Annotated in this window: 17 protein-coding genes; 4 read left to right on the top strand and 13 right to left on the bottom strand. The window is 58.2% G+C overall.

Annotated features, from left to right (window positions below; genetic code table 11):
• Positions 1–95: 95 nt before the first annotated feature.
• From AACH73_RS12000 to AACH73_RS11960, 9 genes are all read right to left on the bottom strand, one after another.
• Positions 96–3,551 (bottom strand): TonB-dependent receptor, encoded by a 3,456-nt coding sequence (locus AACH73_RS12000; RefSeq protein WP_338736052.1) that lies wholly within the window; start codon positions 3,549–3,551, stop codon positions 96–98.
• 158 nt (positions 3,552–3,709) lie between these two features.
• On the bottom strand, positions 3,710–6,793 hold the full coding sequence (locus tag AACH73_RS11995) for a TonB-dependent receptor (protein WP_338736051.1): 3,084 nt from the start codon (positions 6,791–6,793) through the stop codon (positions 3,710–3,712).
• Between the two features lie 149 nt (positions 6,794–6,942).
• Positions 6,943–7,899, bottom strand: coding sequence for a FecR domain-containing protein (locus AACH73_RS11990; RefSeq protein WP_338736050.1), 957 nt, complete (start codon positions 7,897–7,899; stop codon positions 6,943–6,945).
• A 14-nt stretch (positions 7,900–7,913) separates the two neighbouring features.
• Positions 7,914–8,393 carry an RNA polymerase sigma factor gene (locus AACH73_RS11985; protein WP_338736049.1) on the bottom strand — a complete coding sequence of 160 codons (480 nt, stop codon included), beginning with the start codon at positions 8,391–8,393 and terminating at the stop codon, positions 7,914–7,916.
• Between the two features lie 195 nt (positions 8,394–8,588).
• The gene (locus AACH73_RS11980) at positions 8,589–8,870 is read right to left on the bottom strand and encodes an XRE family transcriptional regulator (protein WP_338736048.1); all 282 of its coding nucleotides are present in this window, start codon (positions 8,868–8,870) and stop codon (positions 8,589–8,591) included.
• Positions 8,867–9,214 carry a type II toxin-antitoxin system RelE/ParE family toxin gene (locus tag AACH73_RS11975; RefSeq protein ID WP_338736046.1) on the bottom strand — a complete coding sequence of 116 codons (348 nt, stop codon included), beginning with the start codon at positions 9,212–9,214 and terminating at the stop codon, positions 8,867–8,869. Before AACH73_RS11975 ends, AACH73_RS11980 begins: the two co-directional genes overlap by 4 nt.
• 138 nt (positions 9,215–9,352) lie before the next feature.
• Entirely contained in the window at positions 9,353–10,654 is a 1,302-nt protein-coding gene (locus tag AACH73_RS11970) for an integrase arm-type DNA-binding domain-containing protein (RefSeq protein WP_338736045.1), read from the bottom strand.
• Between the two features lie 384 nt (positions 10,655–11,038).
• Positions 11,039–11,770, bottom strand: coding sequence for a CVNH domain-containing protein (locus AACH73_RS11965; RefSeq protein WP_338736044.1), 732 nt, complete (start codon positions 11,768–11,770; stop codon positions 11,039–11,041).
• A 96-nt stretch (positions 11,771–11,866) separates the two neighbouring features.
• Positions 11,867–12,631 carry an EF-hand domain-containing protein gene (locus AACH73_RS11960; protein WP_272742259.1) on the bottom strand — a complete coding sequence of 255 codons (765 nt, stop codon included), beginning with the start codon at positions 12,629–12,631 and terminating at the stop codon, positions 11,867–11,869.
• A gap of 312 nt (positions 12,632–12,943) precedes the next feature.
• On the opposite strand from AACH73_RS11960, the gene AACH73_RS11955 reads away from it, so the two are divergent.
• Complete coding sequence (locus AACH73_RS11955) at positions 12,944–13,669, top strand: hypothetical protein (RefSeq protein ID WP_272742260.1); 726 nt, start codon at positions 12,944–12,946, stop codon at positions 13,667–13,669.
• Between the two features lie 257 nt (positions 13,670–13,926).
• Positions 13,927–14,682, top strand: a complete 756-nt coding sequence (locus AACH73_RS11950; protein WP_272742261.1) for a prephenate dehydrogenase/arogenate dehydrogenase family protein — start codon at positions 13,927–13,929, stop codon at positions 14,680–14,682.
• A gap of 214 nt (positions 14,683–14,896) precedes the next feature.
• Here AACH73_RS11950 and AACH73_RS11945 read toward each other — a convergent pair whose 3' ends face one another.
• Positions 14,897–16,720: a cation:proton antiporter gene (locus tag AACH73_RS11945; RefSeq protein ID WP_338736349.1), complete on the bottom strand. Its 1,824-nt coding sequence runs from the start codon at positions 16,718–16,720 to the stop codon at positions 14,897–14,899.
• Between the two features lie 189 nt (positions 16,721–16,909).
• On the opposite strand from AACH73_RS11945, the gene AACH73_RS11940 reads away from it, so the two are divergent.
• On the top strand, positions 16,910–19,039 hold the full coding sequence (locus tag AACH73_RS11940; protein WP_338736042.1) for a M13-type metalloendopeptidase: 2,130 nt from the start codon (positions 16,910–16,912) through the stop codon (positions 19,037–19,039).
• Positions 19,040–19,103: 64 nt separating this feature from the next.
• Here the strand turns inward: AACH73_RS11940 and AACH73_RS11935 are convergent, their stop codons facing one another.
• On the bottom strand, positions 19,104–19,340 hold the full coding sequence (locus AACH73_RS11935) for a hypothetical protein (RefSeq protein WP_272742263.1): 237 nt from the start codon (positions 19,338–19,340) through the stop codon (positions 19,104–19,106).
• A gap of 286 nt (positions 19,341–19,626) precedes the next feature.
• Between AACH73_RS11935 and AACH73_RS11930 the strand changes: the two genes are divergently transcribed.
• Entirely contained in the window at positions 19,627–20,241 is a 615-nt protein-coding gene (locus AACH73_RS11930; RefSeq protein ID WP_272742264.1) for a WHG domain-containing protein, read from the top strand.
• 314 nt (positions 20,242–20,555) lie between these two features.
• On the opposite strand, the gene hisS is transcribed toward AACH73_RS11930, so the two are convergent.
• Positions 20,556–22,055: a histidine--tRNA ligase gene (gene hisS / locus AACH73_RS11925; RefSeq protein ID WP_272742265.1), complete on the bottom strand. Its 1,500-nt coding sequence runs from the start codon at positions 22,053–22,055 to the stop codon at positions 20,556–20,558.
• A gap of 108 nt (positions 22,056–22,163) precedes the next feature.
• Positions 22,164–23,120, bottom strand: coding sequence for a DUF4167 domain-containing protein (locus tag AACH73_RS11920; RefSeq protein WP_338736040.1), 957 nt, complete (start codon positions 23,118–23,120; stop codon positions 22,164–22,166).
• Positions 23,121–23,367: the final 247 nt, after the last annotated feature.

Genomic DNA, 23,367 nt, shown 5'->3' with positions numbered 1-23,367 from the left:
GAAACAAAGCGCTACAGGATTTTAGTATCAGAGCATGAAAACTGACCTAAAATACCCACAAGACAATATGTTATCCGAGAAAACCCGGATAAATATTAATACTTGTAGCGCATCCCGAGCCTGAAGTTACGACCGACTGCCGAATAGTTCGCAACAACCGGGTCGGTATAGGCATAACGCTCTGATTTCTGGTCAGTCAGGTTCAGAGCCTCGAAAGTGAGAGAAATTTTCTTAGTTGGCTGATACCGTACCGACATATCAACATTCAGCGTTTCTTTCGATCCGCCGAACTCGTTGATGAGCGGTCCATCACAGGGCGTACCGTTGGCCTGAAGGCCGGGCTGGCAGTTACCTGAAGCCAAGGGGTAGGTCGTGTAATACTCATCCCGTTGCGAGGCTGATACACGCGCATTGAACTTGCTGGTTTCGTAATAGATGGTGAAGTTCATGGCGCGAGGCGACGCGCCCAACCAGGGCCCGGTTCCCAACGTCGGAGGCGTAATCACAGCCCCTGTCGTCGTGTTCTTGCTGCCCGGATCAAGGATGTAATTCAGATTGGTGTCGAGATTCGTCATGTTGAACTGGACACCGAGGTTCTTGAAATACCACGGCAGGAAGGTCAGGTCCTGCTGATAGCTGAATTCCCATCCCTCAAGTACACCACCCGGCGCATCACGGATCTGGCGGGCCTGGAACACGTTACCTGCGTCGATATAGGCCAGTTGATTTGCCACTGTTGTGGGATTCGTGCCTGTTCGGATCTGAACTTTGAGTTGCTCGATCGCATCCGCATCAAGGAAGTCTGACAGGGGCGCGTCATAGATGATGGTTTGAGGATAGGACTCAATATCCTTCTTGAACACGGCAAACGACACCAGAGCGCCCTTGGCGAAGTACCATTCCGCTGACAGGTCATACGCCACGCCGCGGAAGGGCGACAGCCGCGGATTGCCGACCGAAAGGGTGCCCCCCGTCACAGAGCCATCACCAGGCACGGAAATACCCGTGACCGCAGGCGAAAGATTGCCCAGCAGAGGGCGCGACATCACCTTGGCCGCACCCGCACGGATGTAGAAGTCGTTCATGACCTCCCACGCCACGTTGAACGACGGCAGGGTGTCATCATAGCTATTGGTGCCGTAAATGGTACGCCCCGTATTCGTCTGACCGACAGAACGGACATCGGTATGCGCCTGGCGCACGCCAATATTACCGAACATATTGCGACCCAGAACGTCGTAATTAAACTTTAGCTCTGCATAATAGGCTTGGGTTTCTTCGGTAACGGCAAAAGTCGTCGTGCGGTTCCGCTTGGTGGTGATGCGGAAGTCGCCATACTTGTTGATGCAATTACAGGTGAACCCGAAAGCGGCATCAAAGGCTTCAATCGAGGGAGCAAAGAAACGGGTGGTTGTGCCGGCAGGAACATCCAGCCCCTGACCAAACTCAATAACCTGGCCCAGGGACGCAATGGAGATACCGGCTTCTTTTTCCGTCGGGTTCAGCGTGTCGTTATTGCGCTCGAGCTGATTGGTGGAGAAATCGAACTTTCGTGCCACGCCACCAAACTTCAAGGTCAGGTGATCCGTCCAATCGTAAGTGAAATCTGCCTTCGCGCCACTGTATTTATTGACCGTGGTGCGCATGAAATTGCGCATGCCGGAAAAGCCCTTAACGATGCCCCACTTGCTGGGGTCCGCTGCGTTGAAACCCGCATCCAGCTTAGGCATGGAAGGGTTACCGCGTTCATCGAAGGTGTAGACCTCCTGGGCGTCCATATAGTTGAACTCGACCAGTGTCCCCTGATTGATGTTCGTTGACTCAGAAATACCGATAGTGAACTGGCTGGCCAGCTTGTCCGTGAAGCGATGAGTCAAATCAAAAGACACCTGGCCGAATTCGGTCGTGTAGGCACCGCGATCCGCCGCTGAACGCCAGTCAACGTTCTGAAGCTTCATATATTCAGCGTTGGTCCCAACAACCTCGGCGTCGAGAACTTTTACAGAAGGACGACCAATCAGATCGCCGCGGAAGGCCAACGAGGCCGCAGTACCTACATAACCCGGCGATGCTGGGTTCGTGTAGTACTCATAAGTGTCGCGGTTATATGGGTTAAAGCTAAACGTGTAACCCGTCAGGGGGGTCGTGCCATAAAGCTGCTGACCGCAGTCAGTACCTGGATTCAGTTCCGTCTCAAGGGCAAACGTACATCCGTTTGGATAAAGACCCCGACGCTGAGCCTCCGTAAACGCCGTTCCGGTCCGCGCCGTTGCCGTCGGCAGATTGGCACCGTAGGCATAGGTATCGCTGGTATTATTGCGATTCAAGCCTACGGGACCGAGCTGATAGTTGGTGCTCTCGCTGGTGAACTTTGAATACAGAGTGTCGATGGTGAAGCGGGTCTGAGGTGCCAGTTGCATCTGGAACGAGGCCGTAACCCCCAAGCGCTCCGTACTGGTGTCGCGTTGCTGAATCGCCGGCAAGGCCGGGAAGCGGATCAGCGAGTCGTTGCAGCCCGGCGTGGTAGCCGTAAGGCCGGCTACAGGCGTCGCCACTGTAGCGGCGCAATTCGGATAGAGTTTAGCATAAGCGGCCGGATTTGACCCCGTAAGCTCCGCATAGGCCGCTGGGTTCGCAACGGGATTATAATAATTGGCCGGGTTGGCTTTATAAGCGTCAAGCGCCGCTCCGGTAAGCGTCGTCGGGATCAAGGCCGTAAAGGTCGTCCCGGTAGGGGCCGCAAAACCGGCACGTCCCGGAAGCTCATTGCCCGCCCATGTCGATCCGCGATACACATAGTCTGAAGAACCGACGCCACGCGCATAGTTGTCATCTTCCGAATTGCGCTCAGCGTAGGCCACCGACATCAGGAAGCCCAGCCTGCCATCCGCCCAGCGACGGGAGAATAGGCCGGCGATGCGCGGGCTGTTGGTTTCACCGTTTTCGTAATAAGAGTTTTCGATGGAGAAAGCGGCGGCGCCTTGCTTGTAATCGAACGGACGCCCCGTAATCAGGTCAACCGTGGCCCCCAGACTGCCTTCATCGGTCGAAGCCGAGGCTGTTTTCTGAACCCGGAGCGAATTGAACAGTTCCGAAGCGAACGCATTGAAGTCGAACGCCCGTGAACGGTTGGGCGAAGAACCGGCGTCATTGGACGCACCCGTCGAGAGCGCTTCCATATTATTGATGCGGACGCGCGTGAAATCTCCGCCGAGGCCGCGCACGCTGATCTGACGACCTTCGCCATTGTCGCGATCAATAGAGATGCCCGGCAGACGTTGAAGCGAGTCCGCGAGGTTGGAGTCCGGGAAGTCCGCGATATCCTCGGCATTGATGGCATCAAGCATCACGTCAGATTTACGCTTTGTGGTCAGCGCGCTCTGAAGCGATGCGCGGTAGCCCGTCACGACGACCGTTGTCAGCTCGTCTTTCGAACTCGCTTCCTGCGCGGTCGCCAGCGAGGGCGCAGTCAGAGCCATCGCACCGAGCGATATTCCTGTAAGCAAAATTGCGCGAAAGCCGCACTTCGAGCGGTCATTAAACGTATCCATTGTGTTTCTCCCTGGCATATCTAGCTGTCGCCATTTTCTGCAGCTGTCGCGTCGAACCTGAGACACCGGTGTCACGCAGCCTTATTGAGTAAGACCGCGTGGCTGGCTATTTCCGACATACCAATGAAGATTTTTTTGCTCAGTAAGCCTGAACGGAGCTAAAACGTGTAATTGAGGCCGATTGAGACCGTCCGACCACTCCATTGGACGTCAACGAGCCGCCTTGTTTCCAGCCCCTCCCACGTGCGGGAAGGCTCATCCGTAAGATTGAGCCCTTCTAAGCGCAATTGCAAATTGGGAGCAATCTTGTACGCAAGCGCCGCGCTGAGGTAGAAAGATCCATCAACACCTGCGGCATCTGATATTCGTGCCCCAGGCACGCCAGTCAAATAAGAACTCCGGTAAACCCCTGTCACCTGAGCCTCAAGGTTGGCAGTGCGATAAAGCACTGTGGCGCGTGCGGAGCGCGGGGACAAATTCAACAAATCGAAGTGAACAACGCGTCGTTGTCCTTGATCGTCGAGGAAGTACTCAATCTCGCTGTTTATCTGCGTATAGTTGAGGTCAAGGCCAAGGCCAGATAAGAGACGCGTCAACCCCCGCGCTCGCCAGCGCAGATTGAACTCAAGGCCATTCACCTCCCCTCCCCGCGTGTTAATCACTTCGGTAATGAGAAAATCATCGGACGGAGCGGCCCCGGTGTTTTCAAGGAGTGTGTCTGAGAGCCCGGTACTGGCATAGGACCCCACATAAGAGTAATTTTGGACGTAGGTACTGATGTGCTTATAAAACAAGCCAAGCGAAAGGTTGAAGTCCCGTGACGGATACCACTCGGCAGCGAGGTCCATCGTGTCTCCGCGGATCGGCTTGATGAACGGATTGCCTGAGATAACCTGTCTGGAACCCCCGCCAATGTTCAGGGCCGTTGCTGCCGCGATGTTGGTCAGAGGCGGACGCGCCATAACCTTGGCCAGTCCTAAGCGAATAACCTGTGTGGGGCTGAGTTCCAGTCCAATGTTCACTGTCGGGAGCGTATCTACATATCTTCGCGATACCGACTCTAGTCGTGGTACCGGATACGAAGCCAGATGGGATTCATTATAAAACTCAGAGGTCTGATGGGTTTCAATGACCCTCAAACCGGCATCCGCCTTGAAGGGAAACGCGCCCCACATGCCCTCAAAGGTCCACTCTACAAACGCGGCAAAATCGCTCTCGGTGACGGATTGGTTAAACCCGCGAGCCAGAGACGCCTCACGCGAAACGGCCGTGCGGCCGGTGTTTCCATAGATGTTGTACTCGCTTGCAAAGGCATTAGGGTCCGGCGCAAACCAGCAAACAGGTGTTCGATCAGTTTTGGCAAATCGGCTGAGGCCGCAAAACTGATCGCCTAACGCGCTCAAGTCTTTGGTGGGAGACGGGAAATCCACGTCACCCTCTAGAAATCGGAAGACTTCAGAGCGAAAGCCATAGCGTTTCCACTGAACACCTGCCACCAGTTGGACCTCCGCTGACAGAGGGTAAATGAACTGGCCCTTCACCACATTGAATTCGTTGCGCAAAAAATTCGGTCGATACCTGATCTCCGGACCAACGGACCCGGTACCACCCGGCTGCAACTGCCTCGGGCCAAAATACCACTGAGAGGGATCTGTTACGTCGAACCCAAAATCTAAAGAAGGATTATTGGCTCCCGTGCGGCGTGTGTCGAACACGAAGTTATCGACATTGTAGCGATCAACATGAAAGCTCACTTCATCCTGATTGAGAAAGCGGGACCGCGCAAATCCAAGCGCCGCTTTGAACCGCAGTTTGGCGCCAAAAGCGTGCGAAAATTGTAAAGAAACCTGGTCGAAACGGGTCTTATAGTCGTCGAATATCACCTCAGAGCGGACATCCACATTGTCGAAAAGTCCGTAGATGACACTCCCGTTAATATCCACCTTTACATCTCTGGCCACAATTTCAGGTTTGCCGCCTTGAGCTGCGCCACGGCTAAATCCTATTGGAAACAGATAATGCCCCGTCCGCTGGGTACTAAATTCTGACACCAGGAGGTCCGCTGTTATTAAGGTCGCCTCACTCGGACGCCACTGGGCCCCTACCGCTACGCCACTTCGTGTCGCCTGTCCTGAGATACTGGTAAAGCGGTAAAATTGGGGAGACACGACGCCCGTTGAGCCCAGTAGAGCATAGGCGGCAAGGGCGTTGGGATATTCCGTGGGAACAACATCACAAAGCCCACCCTCGTAGAGCGTCGGCCGGCAAAAGCCGCCGTTAGAGGGGCCTGTATTCCAATTCCCGCTATTTACGCCTTGTATTTCAAAGGGTGTACGGCTGTAGGACGCCGATATTGTCCAGCCAAACCGGTTGTCACGACCCGGGCGCGAAAGGGAGGCTGTATAACGGAGCCCCGTACGCTCTGACAAATCATTGTAGGCTCGCGTGACACTGAGTTGGTCCGGAACTCGTCTTTGCTCAAGGGCCTTCGGCGTTGTTAAAAACACACTTGCGCCGAGGGACCCCTCCGGCTGACTCGACCGTGTCGTTTTGGCGGTCGAAATCTGCGCGAAGATTTCAGACGGGAAGACGTTGAAATCGAAACCTCGCCCGCGATAGCTCCCAAAATTTGGGCCGTCGGTTACCGCCTGAGCCTCAATCCCGTTAATCTCCACAACGGAGAGTTCCGGGCCGATACCACGCACAGAGAGGGTGCGTCCCTCCCCCTGATCACGCGCAAGTGCTGACCCGGGAAGAAGTTGGAGCGCTTCAGCAAGATTAGCCTCTGGAAACTTTGCAACGTCCGCGGCGGCTGCCGCTTCAAGAACGCCGTTATACTCACGTTTGGTAACTTCCTGCTCTCGAAGCTCACTTTTAGCGGCTGTCACAACAATCAGAGGCACCGGCACTGATTGTAGCGGCGGGCGGTCCTGCTTCAAGCCGCCGCTCTGCGGTTTGATGCCCAATGGGCCACGTTCAATAATAAACTGCCCTGGCGACATTTCGACAGCGTGTAAGGCTGATCCCGCCAGAATGCGGGCCAGAGCCTCAGACGACGAAAAATGCCCGTTCACAGGCCTCGATCTCAAGCCCTCGACGAGTTCAGGGTCGAAAAGAACCGTAACCCTCGCCGCGCGCGCAACAGAGGTGAGGGTCTTGCCTAGGGGCTGCTCTGGGAACTGGCAGTCGATCAGCGACTGAGCTCCGGCTATCAGAGGCGCAAAACAGAAAAGCACCGTCATGCACGGGCCAATAAGCCAATTCCTGTTTAACCGCATATCCCTGTCCGATGCCGTCGGCCGGCTTTTTTAGCGCGTTTTTTTTAGATCACTCAGACGCAGAACGTCAAAAAGCTTGAGGGCAATTCTGCCTGTTAGTCAAATACGGAGCTTTAACGGGTAAGTTCAATTACCTTCTCAGACCGACGGATTTTCAACCCATAGATGCGTGCAATGTTTTTGGCGAAAGCTTCGGAGTCACCTGTCTGAAAAACCCCGGCAACTTTTAATGAAGCGATACCAGAGTCGGCAACGACGATCTGCAACCGGCTGTAGCGGTTCAACTCATTTATCGCTTCAGAGAGTGTGACGCCAGAGAACACAATCTCCTGCCGTTGCCAGGCGGTGATAACGTCTGATGCCGGACGATCCACAATGGGAGTAAGCCTTTCACGGACGGTCGCTCGCTCGCCAGGTTTTAATATCATACCGTACGGAGTCGTAGAGCTATCTGTTGGCCGCAGTTCCACCTTACCCGAAAAAAGGGCAACCTGCATGACCGACGGGTCTGAGCGCACCAAAAAAACTGTGCCCAGAGCCGTCACACGTTGTGTTCCCGTTTCAACGACAAACGGTCTGGAAGCATCGTGCGCTACCTGGAACAACGCTTCCCCTCGTTCCAACTGGATGTAACGCCGACTGCGGCTATAGGTCACGGAAAGTCTGGTATTCGTGTTCAGGGTAACTTTTGAGTCATCCGCCAGGGTCAGCGTTCTCTGCTCGCCCGTTTGCGTTTCAAACATAATCGGGCGAGCGCTTATTGCGAAAAACCCGCCTAATATGACAAGCACAATCACGGCGGCAGCTGCGACCACTGCCGTGGTGCGTCGAGACATCAACTGATGAAACGAAGGCGTTGGACGACGCTGAACGGCTGAGGGAATCATCTCCCATACCTCCGTGGCCTCATCGAAGAGATCCTGAGCGTTAGGCGTCGTCGCAAGCCATTGTCGAAACGCCGACTCAGTTTCAGGCCGCCGTTGATCACTTTTTAGCCGCGCCATCCATACAGCGGCCTCGGCCGCCGTTTCGGACAGCCGACTGTCTTTCTCAGTCGTTTCCGGTGGCATATTGTCGTCTGGACTTACCATCCGTTCACCCAATTCATTAACTCGAGCGTGGCTCGTGCCACCTGCTTCTCTATCGCGGCCTCTGTTGAGCCTTCTCTCTGCGCAATCTGCTTATAGGTCAGCCCATCCAGGCGCCGACTAAGCAAAATACGACGGGTCCGCTCTGGTAATCTGTCCAAGCCTTCCTTGAGCCTGGCAACGCGCTGCTGAGCGCGCAATATCTCATCCGGGAGCGGCGCGTCATCCGGTACGGACGGCAGCGCATCAGCTTTTTCCAACATGGCGGCTCTGTCCTGCCTTCGCCTCTCATCATAAGCCAATCTCACCGCCGCCGTGATCAGAAGCGCCTCCTGAGAGCGTACGACCTCACGTTGTTCATAGGCGTGGACGCGCATGTAAGCGCTTTGGACCAGGTCCTCTGCGTCTTGCGGCGAAATGCCCTTGCGAACGACTACCCGCTTCGCTTTGGCTAGAATCTTTCTAAGATTTTCCATTGACGCTCAAGCTTGTCCTCACACTTAAGACGCCGGAGCAACCAATACACGACAATTTTTTCTGAACCAAAAGACTTAGAGTGTGATGCGTGGTAAAGCGATGGGGGCTGCGGGCACCCGGTCATATTTGGAATACCTGAAGCGCTCCTACTGTTGGGGCGCGCTCGCGATTATCGCCCACGACCGACAACCGATTCAGGCCGCGCGCGACTTCTGTAAATCAATACGTTGGCCGGTGCGCTCTGAGAGAGCGATAAGGGTTTCCAGGTTGAACTTTCCAAGCTTGCCTCGTAGCAAATCAGACACGCGTGGCTGAGTGATGCCCAAAAACTCGGAGGCCTGCACCTGTGTCAGACCTCTCGCCTTGATGAAAGCGGCTATGTCCGTCATGAGTTCGGAGCGCATACGCATAACCTTGGCCTCAACGGGCGTATCAGCCAAAGCTTCCCAGACTGTGTCGAAGCGTTGTGAGGTCATGACTTTAATTCCCGAAGAAGATCCTGATATCGTGTTTTCGCTAAATCAATATCGCGATGCGCCGTTTGCCGGGTGGTCTTCTGAAAACAATGCAGCACGTAGACGGCATCAGCAAACTTCGCCACATAGATAATTCGGAAGGCATCCCCACTCTCGCTTATTCGAATTTCGAAACACCCGTGACCGACATTGACCATCGGCTTCCAATCGTGAGGCTCCTCGCCTTTTTGGACGAGAAAAAGCTGGTGCCCGCCGTCTTCGATAGCGGGCCTCGGAAAGGCGAGCAGATCTTTTTTAGACGAGCCCCGAAACTCGATGGGCTTGAGCGGCTGACTATCAGTCATTAAACACCTTATATCAAAATTTATATAACTTCAAGCTCAATTGAACCTTAAACGACGCCAGCCCGCCGCTGACGCGCGGATTGCCGAAAGGTGCCGTGTGTGGCGGCATCGGAGAAATGCGTCGCTGGGGAGGCAGGGTTACTCTGCGGCAAGCGGCAACTGTTCTTGATAGGCACCCGGGATCAATGAGCAGGCATACTCACCCCAGGCAGTCATGAGTTCCCGGCGCCGCGCCAGGGCGTCTTTACGCTTGTACGCACGCCGGACGGCATTGCCGACCTTGTGTGCAATTGACATTTCGACCAGTTCGTCGGCGAAGTCGGTCTCCTCACCGGCCCAGTCACTAAAGGTCGATCGGAAGCCATGGACGGTAATATTCTCGTAGCCCATCCGTTTGACCAGAAGGAGCATGGTCAGCTCAGACAAGCACTTTCCGGGTCGATGTCCAGGGAACACAAAGGGCGAACCCTGTGCAACCACGCGCATTTCTTTCACGAGTGCCCGCGCCTGAGGTGACAAAGGAACGCGGTGCTCCTTCGGCTGGCCATCGGGTGACTTCATACGAATGGCCGGTACGATCCATAGCCAGTCGTCATCGTGAAACTCTGACCACTTGGCCCCGCGCGCCTCAGTCGTTCGGGAGCCCGTTAGTATTGTAAACTTCAGCAATGGCGCTGATCGCGCACGCCGCTCTTCCAGTTCGGCCATGAATTTCGGCAGAAGCGTGTAGTCCAAAGCCGGGTGGTGACCATTCACGAGCTTAGGAAGGCGCGGCAAAAGGAACTCCAGATGCCCTCGCCACCTTGCAGGGTTATCATAGCCTCTGAGTTTACGTGCCGCCGCGTTTGCAAACACCCGCTCCATTCTCGACCGGGTACGGTCTGCACTTTCCGGAACGCGCGTCCACATGGGTTTTAGAACCGTTAGGACATCATCCGTATCTGCGTCGGCAATGGGTATATTCCATATAGGTTCGCAGTAAACCCGAAGCGACAGCCTCCATGGATTGATAGCCTTCTCGACCTTGCGCTTCTCGGCGTCACGCTCTGCATCCGTTTTCGGCGGGGCTTCCATACGCCTGATCTTGGCCAGCGCATCCGCCCGGACCGTTTCAAGGACGTCGTTAGCCACCATGCCGAAGGTAATGGCCTGACGCTTTGCCCGGGCGACCTTGATCTCGGTTGTGTCAGCACGCGGATCTATGCCCGACTTGAGTAAATGGCGCGCCGCCTCCGCCTTCTCCCGCGCTACTTGAAGCGGCACCTCATTGACGCCGCCGAGGCCCATTTCCTTTCGGCGTTTTTGCCACTGGTACAGGAAAGTCCATTTGCGAGTCGTCCGGTCGATTCGAAGATAAAGCCCTCCCCCATCGGCATACCATCCGGGGCGGTCGCAACTCTTGACGAATGACGGCGTCAGTCTGTGAATTAATTTTGCCATACCCTAAGCATACATGACGGCTCAAAGCCCATCAAGAACACTAACGGACAGAAAGATACAGCAACGAACAAAATATAAATTTTATTCAAATTTCTCAAACACTAGCGTACGGAAAAAATTTACTACGGATTTACTTGTTTTAGCCTCTCTGTCCGCCATTATTTTCCCATTATCGGTTCAAATATCCAAGCTGCGGGTGGCTGCGGATCAGCTTCGTACCGCGCGTGGGCGGCATCGTCCTGCTGGTCATTTATTGCCTGAAAGGCATGGAGGGCCCCAACTTGTACGACGGTGGTCCGACCACGGCGCAGATCGCAGACACCTTCCAATAACAGGCGAGGCCGGGACAAAAGCCCCGGCCTCTTTTTTGACCTCAGTCCGGCATTACCAGTTGCGGCAGACCAGATTGCCGTTGCTGTTTTCCACCTGACTGCCGTTGCAATCGCTCAAGGACAGGGCCGTCAGGCGATAATCGCCCCATTTGTCACGGCAACGGGCCGTCAGACGGTCCCCCTGCAGGGAAATATCGCGGCAGGTATCGCGGTAATTGCCTGACGGCAGACGCCCGCCGCTATAGCCCGCGCCTTCGCATTGCAGGGTCCCGTTGAGATTTTCGACGCGACCGCCGCGACATTCACGCAAACGCAGGTCGGTGTAGTTATAGCCGCCTTCGCGCATCCGGCAGCGCGCCGTCAGGCGATCACCCTGCACCCGGATATCGCGGCAGGTCTGGAGATAGTTGCCGTCGGGCAGGCGGTCGTCGTTCCAGCCGCCGCCTCCGCCCCAGTTGCCACCCCAGTCACCGCCGCCCCGGCCGCCTTCGCAACGCAGGGTGCCGCGGTCATTTTCGACCGAGCCGCCGCGGCAATCGCGCAGCGAAAGCGTCGAATAGTTATAGTAGCCGCTCTTGGCGCGGCAGCGCGCGGACAGGACGTCTCCGCGAATTTCGATATCGCGGCAGCTTTCGCGATAGGAGCCGGCGGGCAACCCGCCCCAGCGGCGATCATCGTCGCGGTCCTGCCAGCGACCGCTGGCATAGCTGTCCTGAACAGAGGCAGCCCCGGCAGACAGGCCACAGACCAGTGCAAGGGCGAAAAGGGTAAGAAGACGGCGCATGGGTTTCTCTCCGTGTGGTGAGGCCATCTAGCGCCCGTCTTTCTGAACCGTAGCTGAACAGCCGAACAGGCAGGTCTTCTACCTGCCCGCAGCGGATCAGGCCGCGACCGACACGGATGTCTGGCTTTGCACCTGATCCGCCAGTACCCTGGTCATGGATTGTATCCATTGAGTCGTCAGAGCCGCCAGCCTGGCCGCCGTGCCCTCATCGACGGTCGTACCTGTCGCCGACGACGCGGTGTCTTCGCTTTCAGAGGTCTGAGCGAACGCCTCCATAGGCGGAGGCGGCGGGCCTTCGGCGCGCCTCTTTTCATCAAAGGTCGATTTTTCGCTCTCGGTGACCGAGCCGTCGCCATCCGCATCCATCTTTGAGAAGAGTTCAGTGAGGCGCGCGGTTTTGTCGGTGTCTTCCGTATCTTCGGTTTCATCGCTCTCAGACGACGCCAGCATCTCATCGAGACTGACCGTGCCGTCCTGATTGGTGTCGAGTGCGTCGAAACGCATCGGTTTCTGACCACCACCCCCTCCGGCCGCGCCACCGGGCGGCGGGCCCATGGGCCGATCCTGCCCGCCTTCCTGAGCCTGCAACATGCCGCTCATGGTTTGTGACGACATCTGGCTCTGGAAGACACTCAGGCCTTCCTCTTCGCTTACCGAGCCATCGCTGTTGCTGTCCATACGGGCAAAGCGTTCAGCGATTTTCGCACTGTCTTCTGTGCCGCCCCTACCCTTCGTCTTTTCGCTGGCGGAGGCGGTCATCTCCTCCAGCGTTATTCCGCCGTCGCTGTTTGCGTCGATCTTCGAAAACATCTTCGCGTGCATTTGCGACATAGCGGAGGCCGACATAGATCCAATCTGCATCTGTCATCTCCGTTCAAGTACTTGCCTCTAATGACAAGTGCCAAAACGGAAGCAATTCCTTATTAACAAAGCATTTATTTAATAACAATTTCAATGACTTGCATAATTTGTCACAATTTTGCCTTATTCAATGCTTTCGGACCCACTTTCACTACACTCATTACACAAATCCCGACAAATTTTCCGTCAGGCAAAAACGCCTGATCGCAGGGGCGCTAAATTTTCCCCTTGCATGTCAGTCACGCCATAATCACACCATCTAAAAATCACATAGAGACCCGACAACAGACCCAAATCGGCGGAACCAGAGTCATGACCTTCAAAAAAATTTCCCTTTGCGGCCTTCTGATCGCTTGTCTCGCCCCTTCGGCCATGGCTCAGCCCCCGCGTTCCGCCCCGCCGCCGACCGGCGAAGCGCCGCCAGAAACGCCCAGTGGTCGCACCGTCGGACAGGCCGTCTTCTTCAGTCCGTCGGGCGAAGTGTTCAAGGCCCCGCTAAAAGACCCCTACCCGGTCGTGCTGTGGTTCAACGGCGCCGACACCAATAAGGACGGGGCTCTGAGTCCGGATGAGTTTCTGGCCGACGCCATGCGCTTTTTTGCCATCGTGGACCGCGACGGCCGGGGGGTGATCACCTCGCAGGACAATACCTATTACGAAACCGAGCTGGCCCCCGAAATCACCGGCTTCAGCCCGCTGGTGGCGCAGCCCAGAAACCCGCGTACCACCGATGAGGATGGCGACAAGACCGGGGCGGCCAACCGCTATATCAAGAGCGTGCAGGGCGCGGCGCAGTTCAGTCTGATCAATGAGCCGCAGCCCATCCGTGCCGCCGACGCCAATTTTGACTATCGCATCACGATCGAGGAATGGACCCGCGCCACGTCGCAGCGCTTCCGACTGCTGGACGCCAACAAGGACGGCAAGCTGACCCTGGATGAGTTGCCCAAAACACCTCTGCAAAAAGGGCTGGAACAACGCGCCGCCGAACGCGAAAAGGACCAGAAGAAAAAAGGCGGCCTGTTCGGCGGCTGGTAAGACGTTTTAAAATCAAACGTTTAGTATTATTTGAAACAGGTTGCCATGTTGTTGCATTGGCAACCTGTTTCATTTGTGTCACAAGAAACTTTCCAGCAAATTTTTGCGAAACTGTGCAAAATTATTGCGGTTAGCGCGCATAAAAAAGCAAATTCCATCTAATTACACCCCTTAAGCGCGTTTATTCTCGCCGCCCCTGTCGGAACATGCTAACTGCCCTGCCTTCCAAAAGACCGGAACGATAAGTGGCGAAGACAGTGAAACAGGTTCATAAACTCGGATTGTTCGGGCTGGGGGCCTTCGGGCGGCTGATTGTCCGGCATCTCGCCCCCTATTTCGACATTCTGGCCTGTGACCCGTCGCCAGAGGCCAGGGCCTACGCCAAACGCCACAATGTCTCACTGGTCTCGCTCGAAGAGGCAGCCGCCTGTCAGGTGGTGATCCTCGCCACGCCGATCCGCACCCTGAAAGACCTGGCTGCGAAGATCGCGCCACATGTGCCGCTCAACGGTCTGGTCATCGACGTCGGCTCGGTCAAGGTCAAGCCGGCCGCGTGGCTTCAGGAGGCCCTGCCGCCGCAGGTGTCGATCCTGTGCACCCACCCTTTGTTCGGGCCGCAATCGGCGCGCTATGGCATACACGATATGGAAATCGTCGTGTGTCCGGTGCGCGTGCGGCACCTGACCCCTATCGTGCGCTTTCTGGAAAAGACGCTTGATCTGAAAGTGTCGATGGCGACACCCGAAATCCACGATCGCGCCCTCGCCGCGGTGCAGGGCCTGACGCACATGATCGCCAAGGTCCTGAGCGGCCTTGAGCCCCTGCCGCGCGTCCATACCACGCGCTCCTATGACCTGATGATGCAGGGCGTGGGGCTGGTCCAGGGCGATTCGGATGAGTTGTTTATGTCGATCGAGCGCGATAATCCGTTTGCGTCCGAAATCCGCAAGCGCTTCTTTGCCGAGATCGACAGCCTGCGTGAGCGGCTGGAAGCGCACCGTCAGGCGGATTGATCGCTGCCTTACCCGCAGCCGCGCGCCTAAGCTTCGCTAGAGAAGGTCAGGTTTTGCGTTCCGTGCGATCACATCTTCCGCTGACATCCGGACATAGGTTACATCAGGTGCCGAAAAAGCAGCGACCAATTGCGCTCGAAGCGCGGTAAAGGCTGCCTCTGTCAGGTCCACCCTCTCTTCGTCGCTCCATTCGCCGTTACAATCACTCATCTCCCTACCCCTCCACCGCCTTGATACTGCGTTTGGTGGTACGCAGGATACGCGGGACGCGGCCGTCGGGGGCGTATTTGAGCAGGTCCTGACGGAACTCGTCGCGCTTTTCGTGCACGGAGGCCAGCACCAGCCCCATCGGTACGCCCAGATCGACCAGCGTGTTTTCCGCCAGTTGCAGCGAGGCCTCGATGGTTTCCGGCACCGCGTCGGTCACCCCCAGTTCGTAGAGTTTTTCCGCGTGACCGGCATCCTTGGCACGGACGATCAGACCGACATCCTGACGTACCTGACGCACGGCGGTCACTACGGCGTCGGTGAAGGTCGCATTCGAAACGGTCACCACCACCGCACGCACATTGTCCACGCCCATACGGTGCAGCATATCGACGTGCGAGGCGTCGCCATACCAGGCTTCGACACCGTCCTTACGCGCCCGTGACGCCACCCGTGCATTGGCGTCAATCACCGCAAAGGATATGTCGTGCCGACGCAGCATGTCCGCCACCAGCTCACCCACACGGCCGTAGCCGACCACCAGCACATCAACCTGCTCAGAGACATGGGCCGGCGCGACGCTGGTGGCCGTTTCGGCCGTCGCCGTCTTGCGATTGAAGCGCGCGCCGATACCGGCCAGAAGAGGCACCAGGAACATGCTGACAATGGCCGAAACAATAACCGCGTGACCAAAGCCGACGGGTACCAGCTTGCGCCCCACCGCTTCGTCGATAATCACGAAGGCGAATTCCCCTGCGGGTGCCAGTACCAGCGCCGCCTCCAGTGCCCCGCGCCAGCTCAGGCCGAAGCCGCGCGCCAGCGGTGTGACCACAGCCACCTTCAGTACGATCAGGCCGAGCGTCAGGCCCAGCACCAGTACCGGCTCGGACATCACGGCCGCAAAGTCGAGACGCGCCCCCACGGTAACGAAGAACAGGCCCAGCAACAGGCCCTTGAAGGGCTCCACCATCATTTCGATTTCGCGCCGGTACTCGGTTTCGGCCAGCAGCACCCCGGCGATAAAGGCCCCCAGCCCCATGCTCAAGCCCGCCCAGACCGCCAGTTGCCCGGACACCAGTACGACAAGGAAACAGGCGGCCATGAACAGCTCGGCGCTCTTGGCCATGGCTGCCGAACGGAACAGGGGGCGCATCAGAAGACGCCCGCCCACCACCAGCAGCGCCATGGCCACCACCGCCGGAATGAGGGTCAGAAGTCCGCTGATGCCGAAGGACTCGCCCCCGGACGCCAGCACCACCACCGTGATCAGTATGGGCGCGACAGCCAGATCCTGCGCCAGCAAAACGGCAAACACGCTGCGGCCGGTCGGGGAATTGAGACGTTTACGCTCGGCCAGAACGGGCATGACCATGGCCGTGGACGACAGGGCCAGACCCATCGCCACGGCGACCGCGCCGCCAAGGCTATGGCCGATCAGCAGAAACAGGCCGGTCAGCACCGCCGCGCTGAAGACGATCTGCGATACCCCCAGCCCGAAGACCATCCGCCGCAGCGCCTTCAGACGTTCCCAGGTCAGTTCCAGCCCGATGGAGAACAGCAGAAAGACGACACCCAGCTCCGCCAGTTGGTGGACGTCCTGCGTCTGGGAGATCGTGAAAACCGAGATGAAGGGGATCGTATCTTCCAGCCGCCCCAGACCGAACGGCCCCAGCAGCGCGCCCACCAGCAGGAAACCCAGAACCGGCGATACGCGAAAGCGCAGGAAGAAGGGCACGAACACCGCTGCCGCAATGAGAAAGGCGATCCCCGACGACGATGTGCCGGCGTGCGCCACGTGTTGCGCGCTGCCCTCAGGCAGCAGATTCGTCACCAAGGCGAGTTCCCCTCCATACACACAAACGATTTTCCCCTGTCCGGCAAGGTGACCCATGCCACGCAATTATGAAAGAAAATTTATGAGACGCCGCCCAAAAAATGCGCCATGGTACCGCTTTGTTGCAAATGAACCCATCTGCCAATCAAAAAACCGCAACCGCTTCCCCAATCCCCGGAAAAGACCATGCGTAAATCCATACTGCTGACCACTGCCCTTTCCCTCAGCCTCTTTGCTGCCGCCGCGCAGGCCGATGAGCGCGCCTGCCTCGACGCGCACTGCTTCCAGCAGAGCCTTTCGGCGCTGGACGCGCTGGGCCTGAACGGTGACACCCTGACGGGCGGCGACACCGGCTCCGACTCGACCGTGGCGCAGACCTTCGGCACCTGGGGCTTTGACGTGAAGGGCATGGATACCTCGGTCAATCCGGGTGACAACTTCTTCCGCTACGCCAATGGCAAGGCCATTGACGCCATCGTCATCCCGGCAGACCGCACCTCCTACGGGGCGTTCGTGGCGCTGCGCAACCTGTCCGACAACCGCCTGAAGGCGATCATCGACGAACTGGCCACCAAACCGAACCTGAGCGGCGACGAAAAGAAGATCGCCGACCTCTATAATTCGATGATGGACGTCAAAACGCGCAATGCGCTCGACATCGCGCCGCTGGCCCCCACCCTGACCAAAATCCGCGCCATCAAGACCAAGTCGGAAATGGCCGCCTATATGGGCAGCGTCATGGGGCAGTTCGGTTCGGCGATCTTCGCCCCGGCCATCTATGACGACCAGAAGAACCCCAATATCAACATCCTCTACATGTATCAGTCGGGCCTGACCCTGCCGGACCGCAACTACTATCTGGAGGACAATTTCAAGGAAAAGAAGGCGCTCTACGAAGCCTATGTCACCGACGTCCTGCGCATGGTCGGCTATCCCGACGCGGCCAAGACGGCCAAGGACATCGTGGCCTTTGAAACCGAGATCGCCAAGGTATCGTGGACGCGCATCGAAAGCCGCGACGACGACAAGACCTATAACCCGATGACGGCCAAAGAAATCGCCGCTTTCGCGCCGGGCTTCGACTTCCCGACCTTCTTCAAGGCCTCGAAACTCGACAAGGCCAAGAAGATCGTCGTCGCGCAGAACACGGCCTTCCCGAAGATCGCCAAGGTCTATGCCGACACGCCGCTGGAAACGATCAAGGCCTGGCAGACCTTCAAAACGGTCAACGAAGCCGCGCCGTACCTGTCTGAGCGCTTCTCGACCCGCGCCTGGGAATTCAATTCGCGCGACCTGTCCGGCGCCAAGGCCCAGCGTCCGCTGTGGAAACGCTCGATCTCGGTGACCGAAGGCTCTCTGGGTGAAGCGCTGGGCAAGGCCTATGTCGAACGCTACTTCCCCGCCGAATCCAAGTCGATGATGGAAAAGCTGGTCGCCGACCTGAAGACCGCCATGGGCAAGCGCATCGACGGCCTCGACTGGATGAGCGCCGAAACCAAGGCCAAGGCGCACGAAAAGCTCGGCAAGTTCGGCGTTAAGATCGGCTATCCGGACAAGTGGAAGGACTATTCGGCGCTGGAGATCAAGGCGGGCGATCTGTTCGGTAACGTCACGCGCTCGGCGCAGTTCGAATGGGCCGACAGCCTGAACAAGCTGGACAAGCCGGTCGATCCGCTGGAATGGGGTATGACGCCGCAGACGGTCAACGCCTACTACTCGCCGACCCGCAACGAAATCGTCTTCCCGGCCGCCATCCTGCAACCGCCCTTCTTCGACCCGAAGGCCGATGCGGCGGTCAATTATGGTGCCATCGGCGGCGTGATCGGCCACGAAATCACCCACGGCTTCGACGATCAGGGCCGCAAGTCGGACGGCGACGGCATCCTGCGCGACTGGTGGACGGCAGAAGACGCCGCCAAGTTCGACGCCAAGGCCAAGATCTATGGCGAACAGTACGACACCTATGAGCCGGTTCCGGGTGCCAAGGTGCAGGGCGGTCTGACCATGGGCGAAAACATCGCCGATCTGGGGGGCGTGCAGATGGGCCTGACTGCCTATCGTCTGTCGCACCCGGACGGTGGCCCGGTGCTGGACGGCTTCACCGGCGATCAGCGCGTCTTCCTGGGCTTTGCCGGCGTCTGGGCCTCGAAGTACCGCGAGGACGCCATCCGTCAGCAGGTGGTGTCTGACCCGCACTCGCCGGCGGAATTCCGCGTCATCGGGCCGATGCGCAATATCGACGACTGGTACAAGGCCTTCGGCGTCACCAGCGGCAAGTACTACCTGAAGCCGGAAGATCGCGTCCGCATCTGGTAAGCGTAAGCTGTGCCCGCTTCAAAGCCCTTCGGTTCACACCGGAGGGCTTTTTTCTGCCCGGTGATCAGTCCTCCTTGGGGAAACAGATGCCCGCAATGCGCACCACCGCGCCGATGGCCAGCAGGAAGCCGCCGATCTCGGCCTGATGCGCGTAACGCGTAAAGTGACCGGCCATTTCATCGGCGTAGGAGACGCCGTGCTGTAACTGACCCAGCACAATGTAGATCATCACCAGCGGCGCAAAGGCCAGCGCACCACCCAGCACCATCATTGTGCGTGAAGACGATTTAAAACGAACCATGACGAACACCCTTCGCCTGAATATCCGCGCCCTGAACAACCCGCGCGTGGGGTAGAAATCTGATGAGGTATGGGCGGAACCGGGGGACACCGGCCCCGCCCTTTCCCCTCCGGAGCGGAACTCCGCCCCCGGAGTATTCCGATCCGATCCATGAACAGCGCTTTCGCGTGGGGACATGATGTGCTATGAACGCCGTTCACAATTGTGTTGTTGCATAGATTTGAACATTGTTCAATATTAAAAATGAACGACGTTCAAATTTTTAATCCGTCAGGTTCCGAGTAGAATGTCTGTTGCCCCCTCCGCCATGACCCGCCGCCGCGAAGCCCAGTTCGAAGCGCTTATGCAATCCGCCGAAAAACGGATCTGCGAAGAGGGCGTGGGGGCTTTGAAAGCGCGTGACCTGGCGGCAGATATCGGCGTCGCGCTGGGGGGGCTTTATAATATCGTCGCCGATATGGACGATCTGATGCTGCGGCTGGCGCAACGCACCATGGGGCGGCTGGATGCGGCACTGGAGGCCGGCGCCGTCTCAGCCGCAGCAGAACAGCCGGCGGAGGTGCTGGAGGCGATCGCGCTGGCCTATTACGATTTTGCACGGCAAAATCTTCAGCTCTGGCGCGCCCTGTTCGAAATGCGGCTGAAAAACCCGGCCCTGCCCGAATGGAATATCCAAGCCCAGCTTGGGCTGTTTCGCCACATGAATGCACCTATGGCGGCGCTGATGCCCGCTTCGTCAGAGGCCGAGCGCGTACTGGTGGCGCGCACCCTGTTTTCCGCCGTGCACGGCATTGTGGCCGTCGGTCTGGAAGAGCGGCTGATCGCCGTGCCGCCACAGGCTCTCGCCCAGCAAATCTGCTGGCTGGTGCGTGCCGCGTGTAAGGACCTTAAGGAAAACTGACGCCGGCGTCAAAACGGGCGCACGCCCGTCCTGGAAACGGCAAACGAAAAGAGGCCCGGCATGGGGGATAAACAATGCCGGGCCTCTTTCCTTGTTAAGCAGGCGTTTCCTCCCCGAAACGCCGGGAACTGACTTCATCTCTCTGGCGAAGTTCCGTTCTCTTGAGACGGAGAAAACAGTTTTTTTGGGGCTGTGTCAACGCTTTTATCGCCCTGCGTCAAAAATAATTTTGTCGAACACGGTTTTGTCAAAAAACCGTAAAGAGCGTTAATTTTTCTGACAGCGATGTCACGCTTGACGTTTGGGAAACTTTTTCACGAATTCACAATGGATTTCAGATGGTTGATAGCCTCTGCGCGCGGCAAAGTGACCTGCCCCGGCCGCGCTTCGCGCCATTCCTTATTATCCGTAATTTGACTCGCCAAGAGCCGTCCCTGATCGAGATCCTTGATCGTAACGGTATTATTTGCCAGTTCGTCACCGCCCAGCATGACAACGGCTGGGGATAAGCGCCGGTCGGCGTACTTCATTTGCGCCTTCATGCCCGAACGACCGAGGTAAACCTCAACCGCCAGACCTGCCGCACGGATGTCCGCCGCCAGACGGAAATATTCGCCCATGTCCGATTCGGAGAAGGCGATGATCACGATGGGCCCGCGCACGGCCTGAATCGCGCCCTCTTCGGCCAAGGCCAGAGCCGCCGCCAGACGCGACACGCCGAACGAGAAGCCGGTCGCCGGGACGCGCTCACCCGTGAAGCGCGCGACAAGATCGTCATAGCGCCCGCCGCCCCCGACCGAGCCGAAGCGCACGAGGTTGCCCTTCTCGTCGCGGGTTTCCATCAGCAGTTCGGCCTCGAACACCGGGCCGGTATAGTATTCCAGCCCGCGCACGATGGACGGATCGAAAATGGCTTCGGCCTCTGACACGCCCAGCCCGGTCAGCGCCGTCGAAATGCGCGACAGGTCCTCAAGACCCGCCTGCCCTTCCGCGGACTCGCTCAACACCGCGGCCAGCTTTTCGAGCACCGCCCCGCGTTCAGCCTGACCGCCCGCACTGTCGCGGCCCGCGGCCACAAAGCCCAGCACCGCCGCAATGGCCTTGTCGCTCAGACCCGCGCCCTTGGTGAAGTCGCCCGACTCGTCCTTGCGCCCGCCGCCCAGCAGCAGCTCGACGCCTTCCAGGCCCAGCCGGTCCAGCTTGTCAATGGCGCGCAGCACGCCCATCTGCTGCGCCGGAGAGTCGGCCCCCAGCGCGCTCAAGAGGCCATTAAGCAGCTTGCGGTTATTGATCTTGAGCACGGTCGGCAGCGCATTGGCGCGGAACCCGGCCACGGCCAGGGCGATGATTTCCGCATCGGCTTCCGGGCGGTCGGTGCCCACAGTATCGGCATCGCACTGCATGAATTCGCGCAGACGGCCCGGCCCCGGCTTTTCATTGCGCCACACCGGCCCGAAGGCGTAACGACGGAAGGGCTTGGGCAGGGTGTCCCAGTTCTGCGCCGCAAAGCGGGCCAGCGGGGCGGTGTGATCGTAACGCAGCGCCATCCACTGATCATCGTCGTCCTGCAACGAGAAGACGCCGACATTGGGACGATCGGCGTCGGGCAGGAATTTGCCCAGCGCGTCGGCATATTCAAAGGCCGAGGTTTGCAGCGCTTCGAAGCCAAAGGACTCATAGACTTCCGAAACCCTGGCGATCAGACGGCGTTCGACCGCGATCTGTGAGGCGCGTTTGTCGGCAAAGCCGCGCGGCGCGCGCGCTTCAGGACGAAATTCGGTAAATTCAGCGGAGTTGGGGGCGTTTTCAGTCATGCTGCGCGATTAAAGCAAACTAGGGACAGAGACAAGGGAGGAGTGCGTTACGAAAAAGCGCCCCGGAAGGTCCGGAGCGCTTGTGATCGTGAAACGTGACGCGGTGGGTTACGCCTCGGCCTCTTCCGACTTCTTGCGGCGGGTGCGACGCTTGGGCGCTTCGCCCTCTTCCGCTACCGTTTCCGGGACTTCGGCGGCGGCCACCGGCACCGGGGCGCGCAGGAAGGCCGGCAGGTGGTTGGTGTCGGCAGCGGCGTCGCTTTCGACCGCACGACGACGGCCACGGCCACGGGCTTCCGGCTGAGCCTCGGCCACAGGCGCTTCGGGCGCGGGCGTGATCGGGGCCGCTTGCGGGGTGACCACGTCAAAGCCCGCCACTTCGGCCGGCGCAGACCCGCCGTTGAGCGGTTCGGTGGAGGCGATCGGACCGGAGGTCACGGAAACCTCCTGCTCGCTCAGGCGTTGCTGACGACGGCGCTCATAGCGTTCACGGCGGCTTTCGCGACGCGGACGGTCGTCACCATTTTCGCCACGCTCGGCATAGATGCGATCCCGGTCGCCACCATTACGGTCGCGGTCACCGCGGTCATTGCGCTCGCCCCTATCTCTGTCACGGTCCCGGTCTCTGTCACGATCGCGGTCGCGATTGCGGTCACGGTCTCTGTCGCGATCCCGGCGGTTGTCATAACGCGGCTGATCGCCCTCGCTGCCCTCGGACTCAGCGGTTTCGCCCTCGGTTTCGGTCGTCTCGACCTCGGTATCGAGGTCCTCATCGAAATCGAAGCCCGTCGAGAACGGGTCGCGTTGAAGGAATTCCGAAACCGGACGCTGCGGCTGCATCTGACGGATCAGGCGGAAATAGTGCTCAGCGTGTTGGAGGTAGTTTTCGGCCAGCACGCGGTCGCCCGACGAATTGGCGTCGCGGGCCAGTTGCTGATACTTTTCGTAGATGGTCTGCGCGTTGCCGCGCACCTTCGCCCCGTCCGGCCCGTTCGATTCGTAGGCGCGATTGGGGTTGTTCTGATTACCAGAGGGCTTGCGATTACGGCTGCGTTGCCGTTTCATACCCCGAAAATCTTTCATGCGATGTAACCGTTTAGGGCAAGGCCCCGCTGAACCTGGTGCGGGGCGAATCTGTTTATGTGCCGCAGGCCCTGTTTGCTGTAATGCCGCAGGGCCTTAAATGAAGTGCCGGATGTGCGTGTGTGGTTGTGCCGTTTTCAGGGGTTCACGCTGTGGCCTGCACCGGGCTTTGCCCCCCTACGCAGGCGCTCAGGTTTCCGCCTATGGGCACAGCGTTTTCGTCTGTGCA

The sequence above is a fragment of the Asticcacaulis sp. DW145 genome (assembly GCF_037101385.1).
Lineage (GTDB): Bacteria > Pseudomonadota > Alphaproteobacteria > Caulobacterales > Caulobacteraceae > Asticcacaulis > Asticcacaulis currens.
The sequence above is the reverse complement of the archived record's forward strand: the minus strand, read 5'-3'. Positions and strand labels throughout refer to the sequence as shown.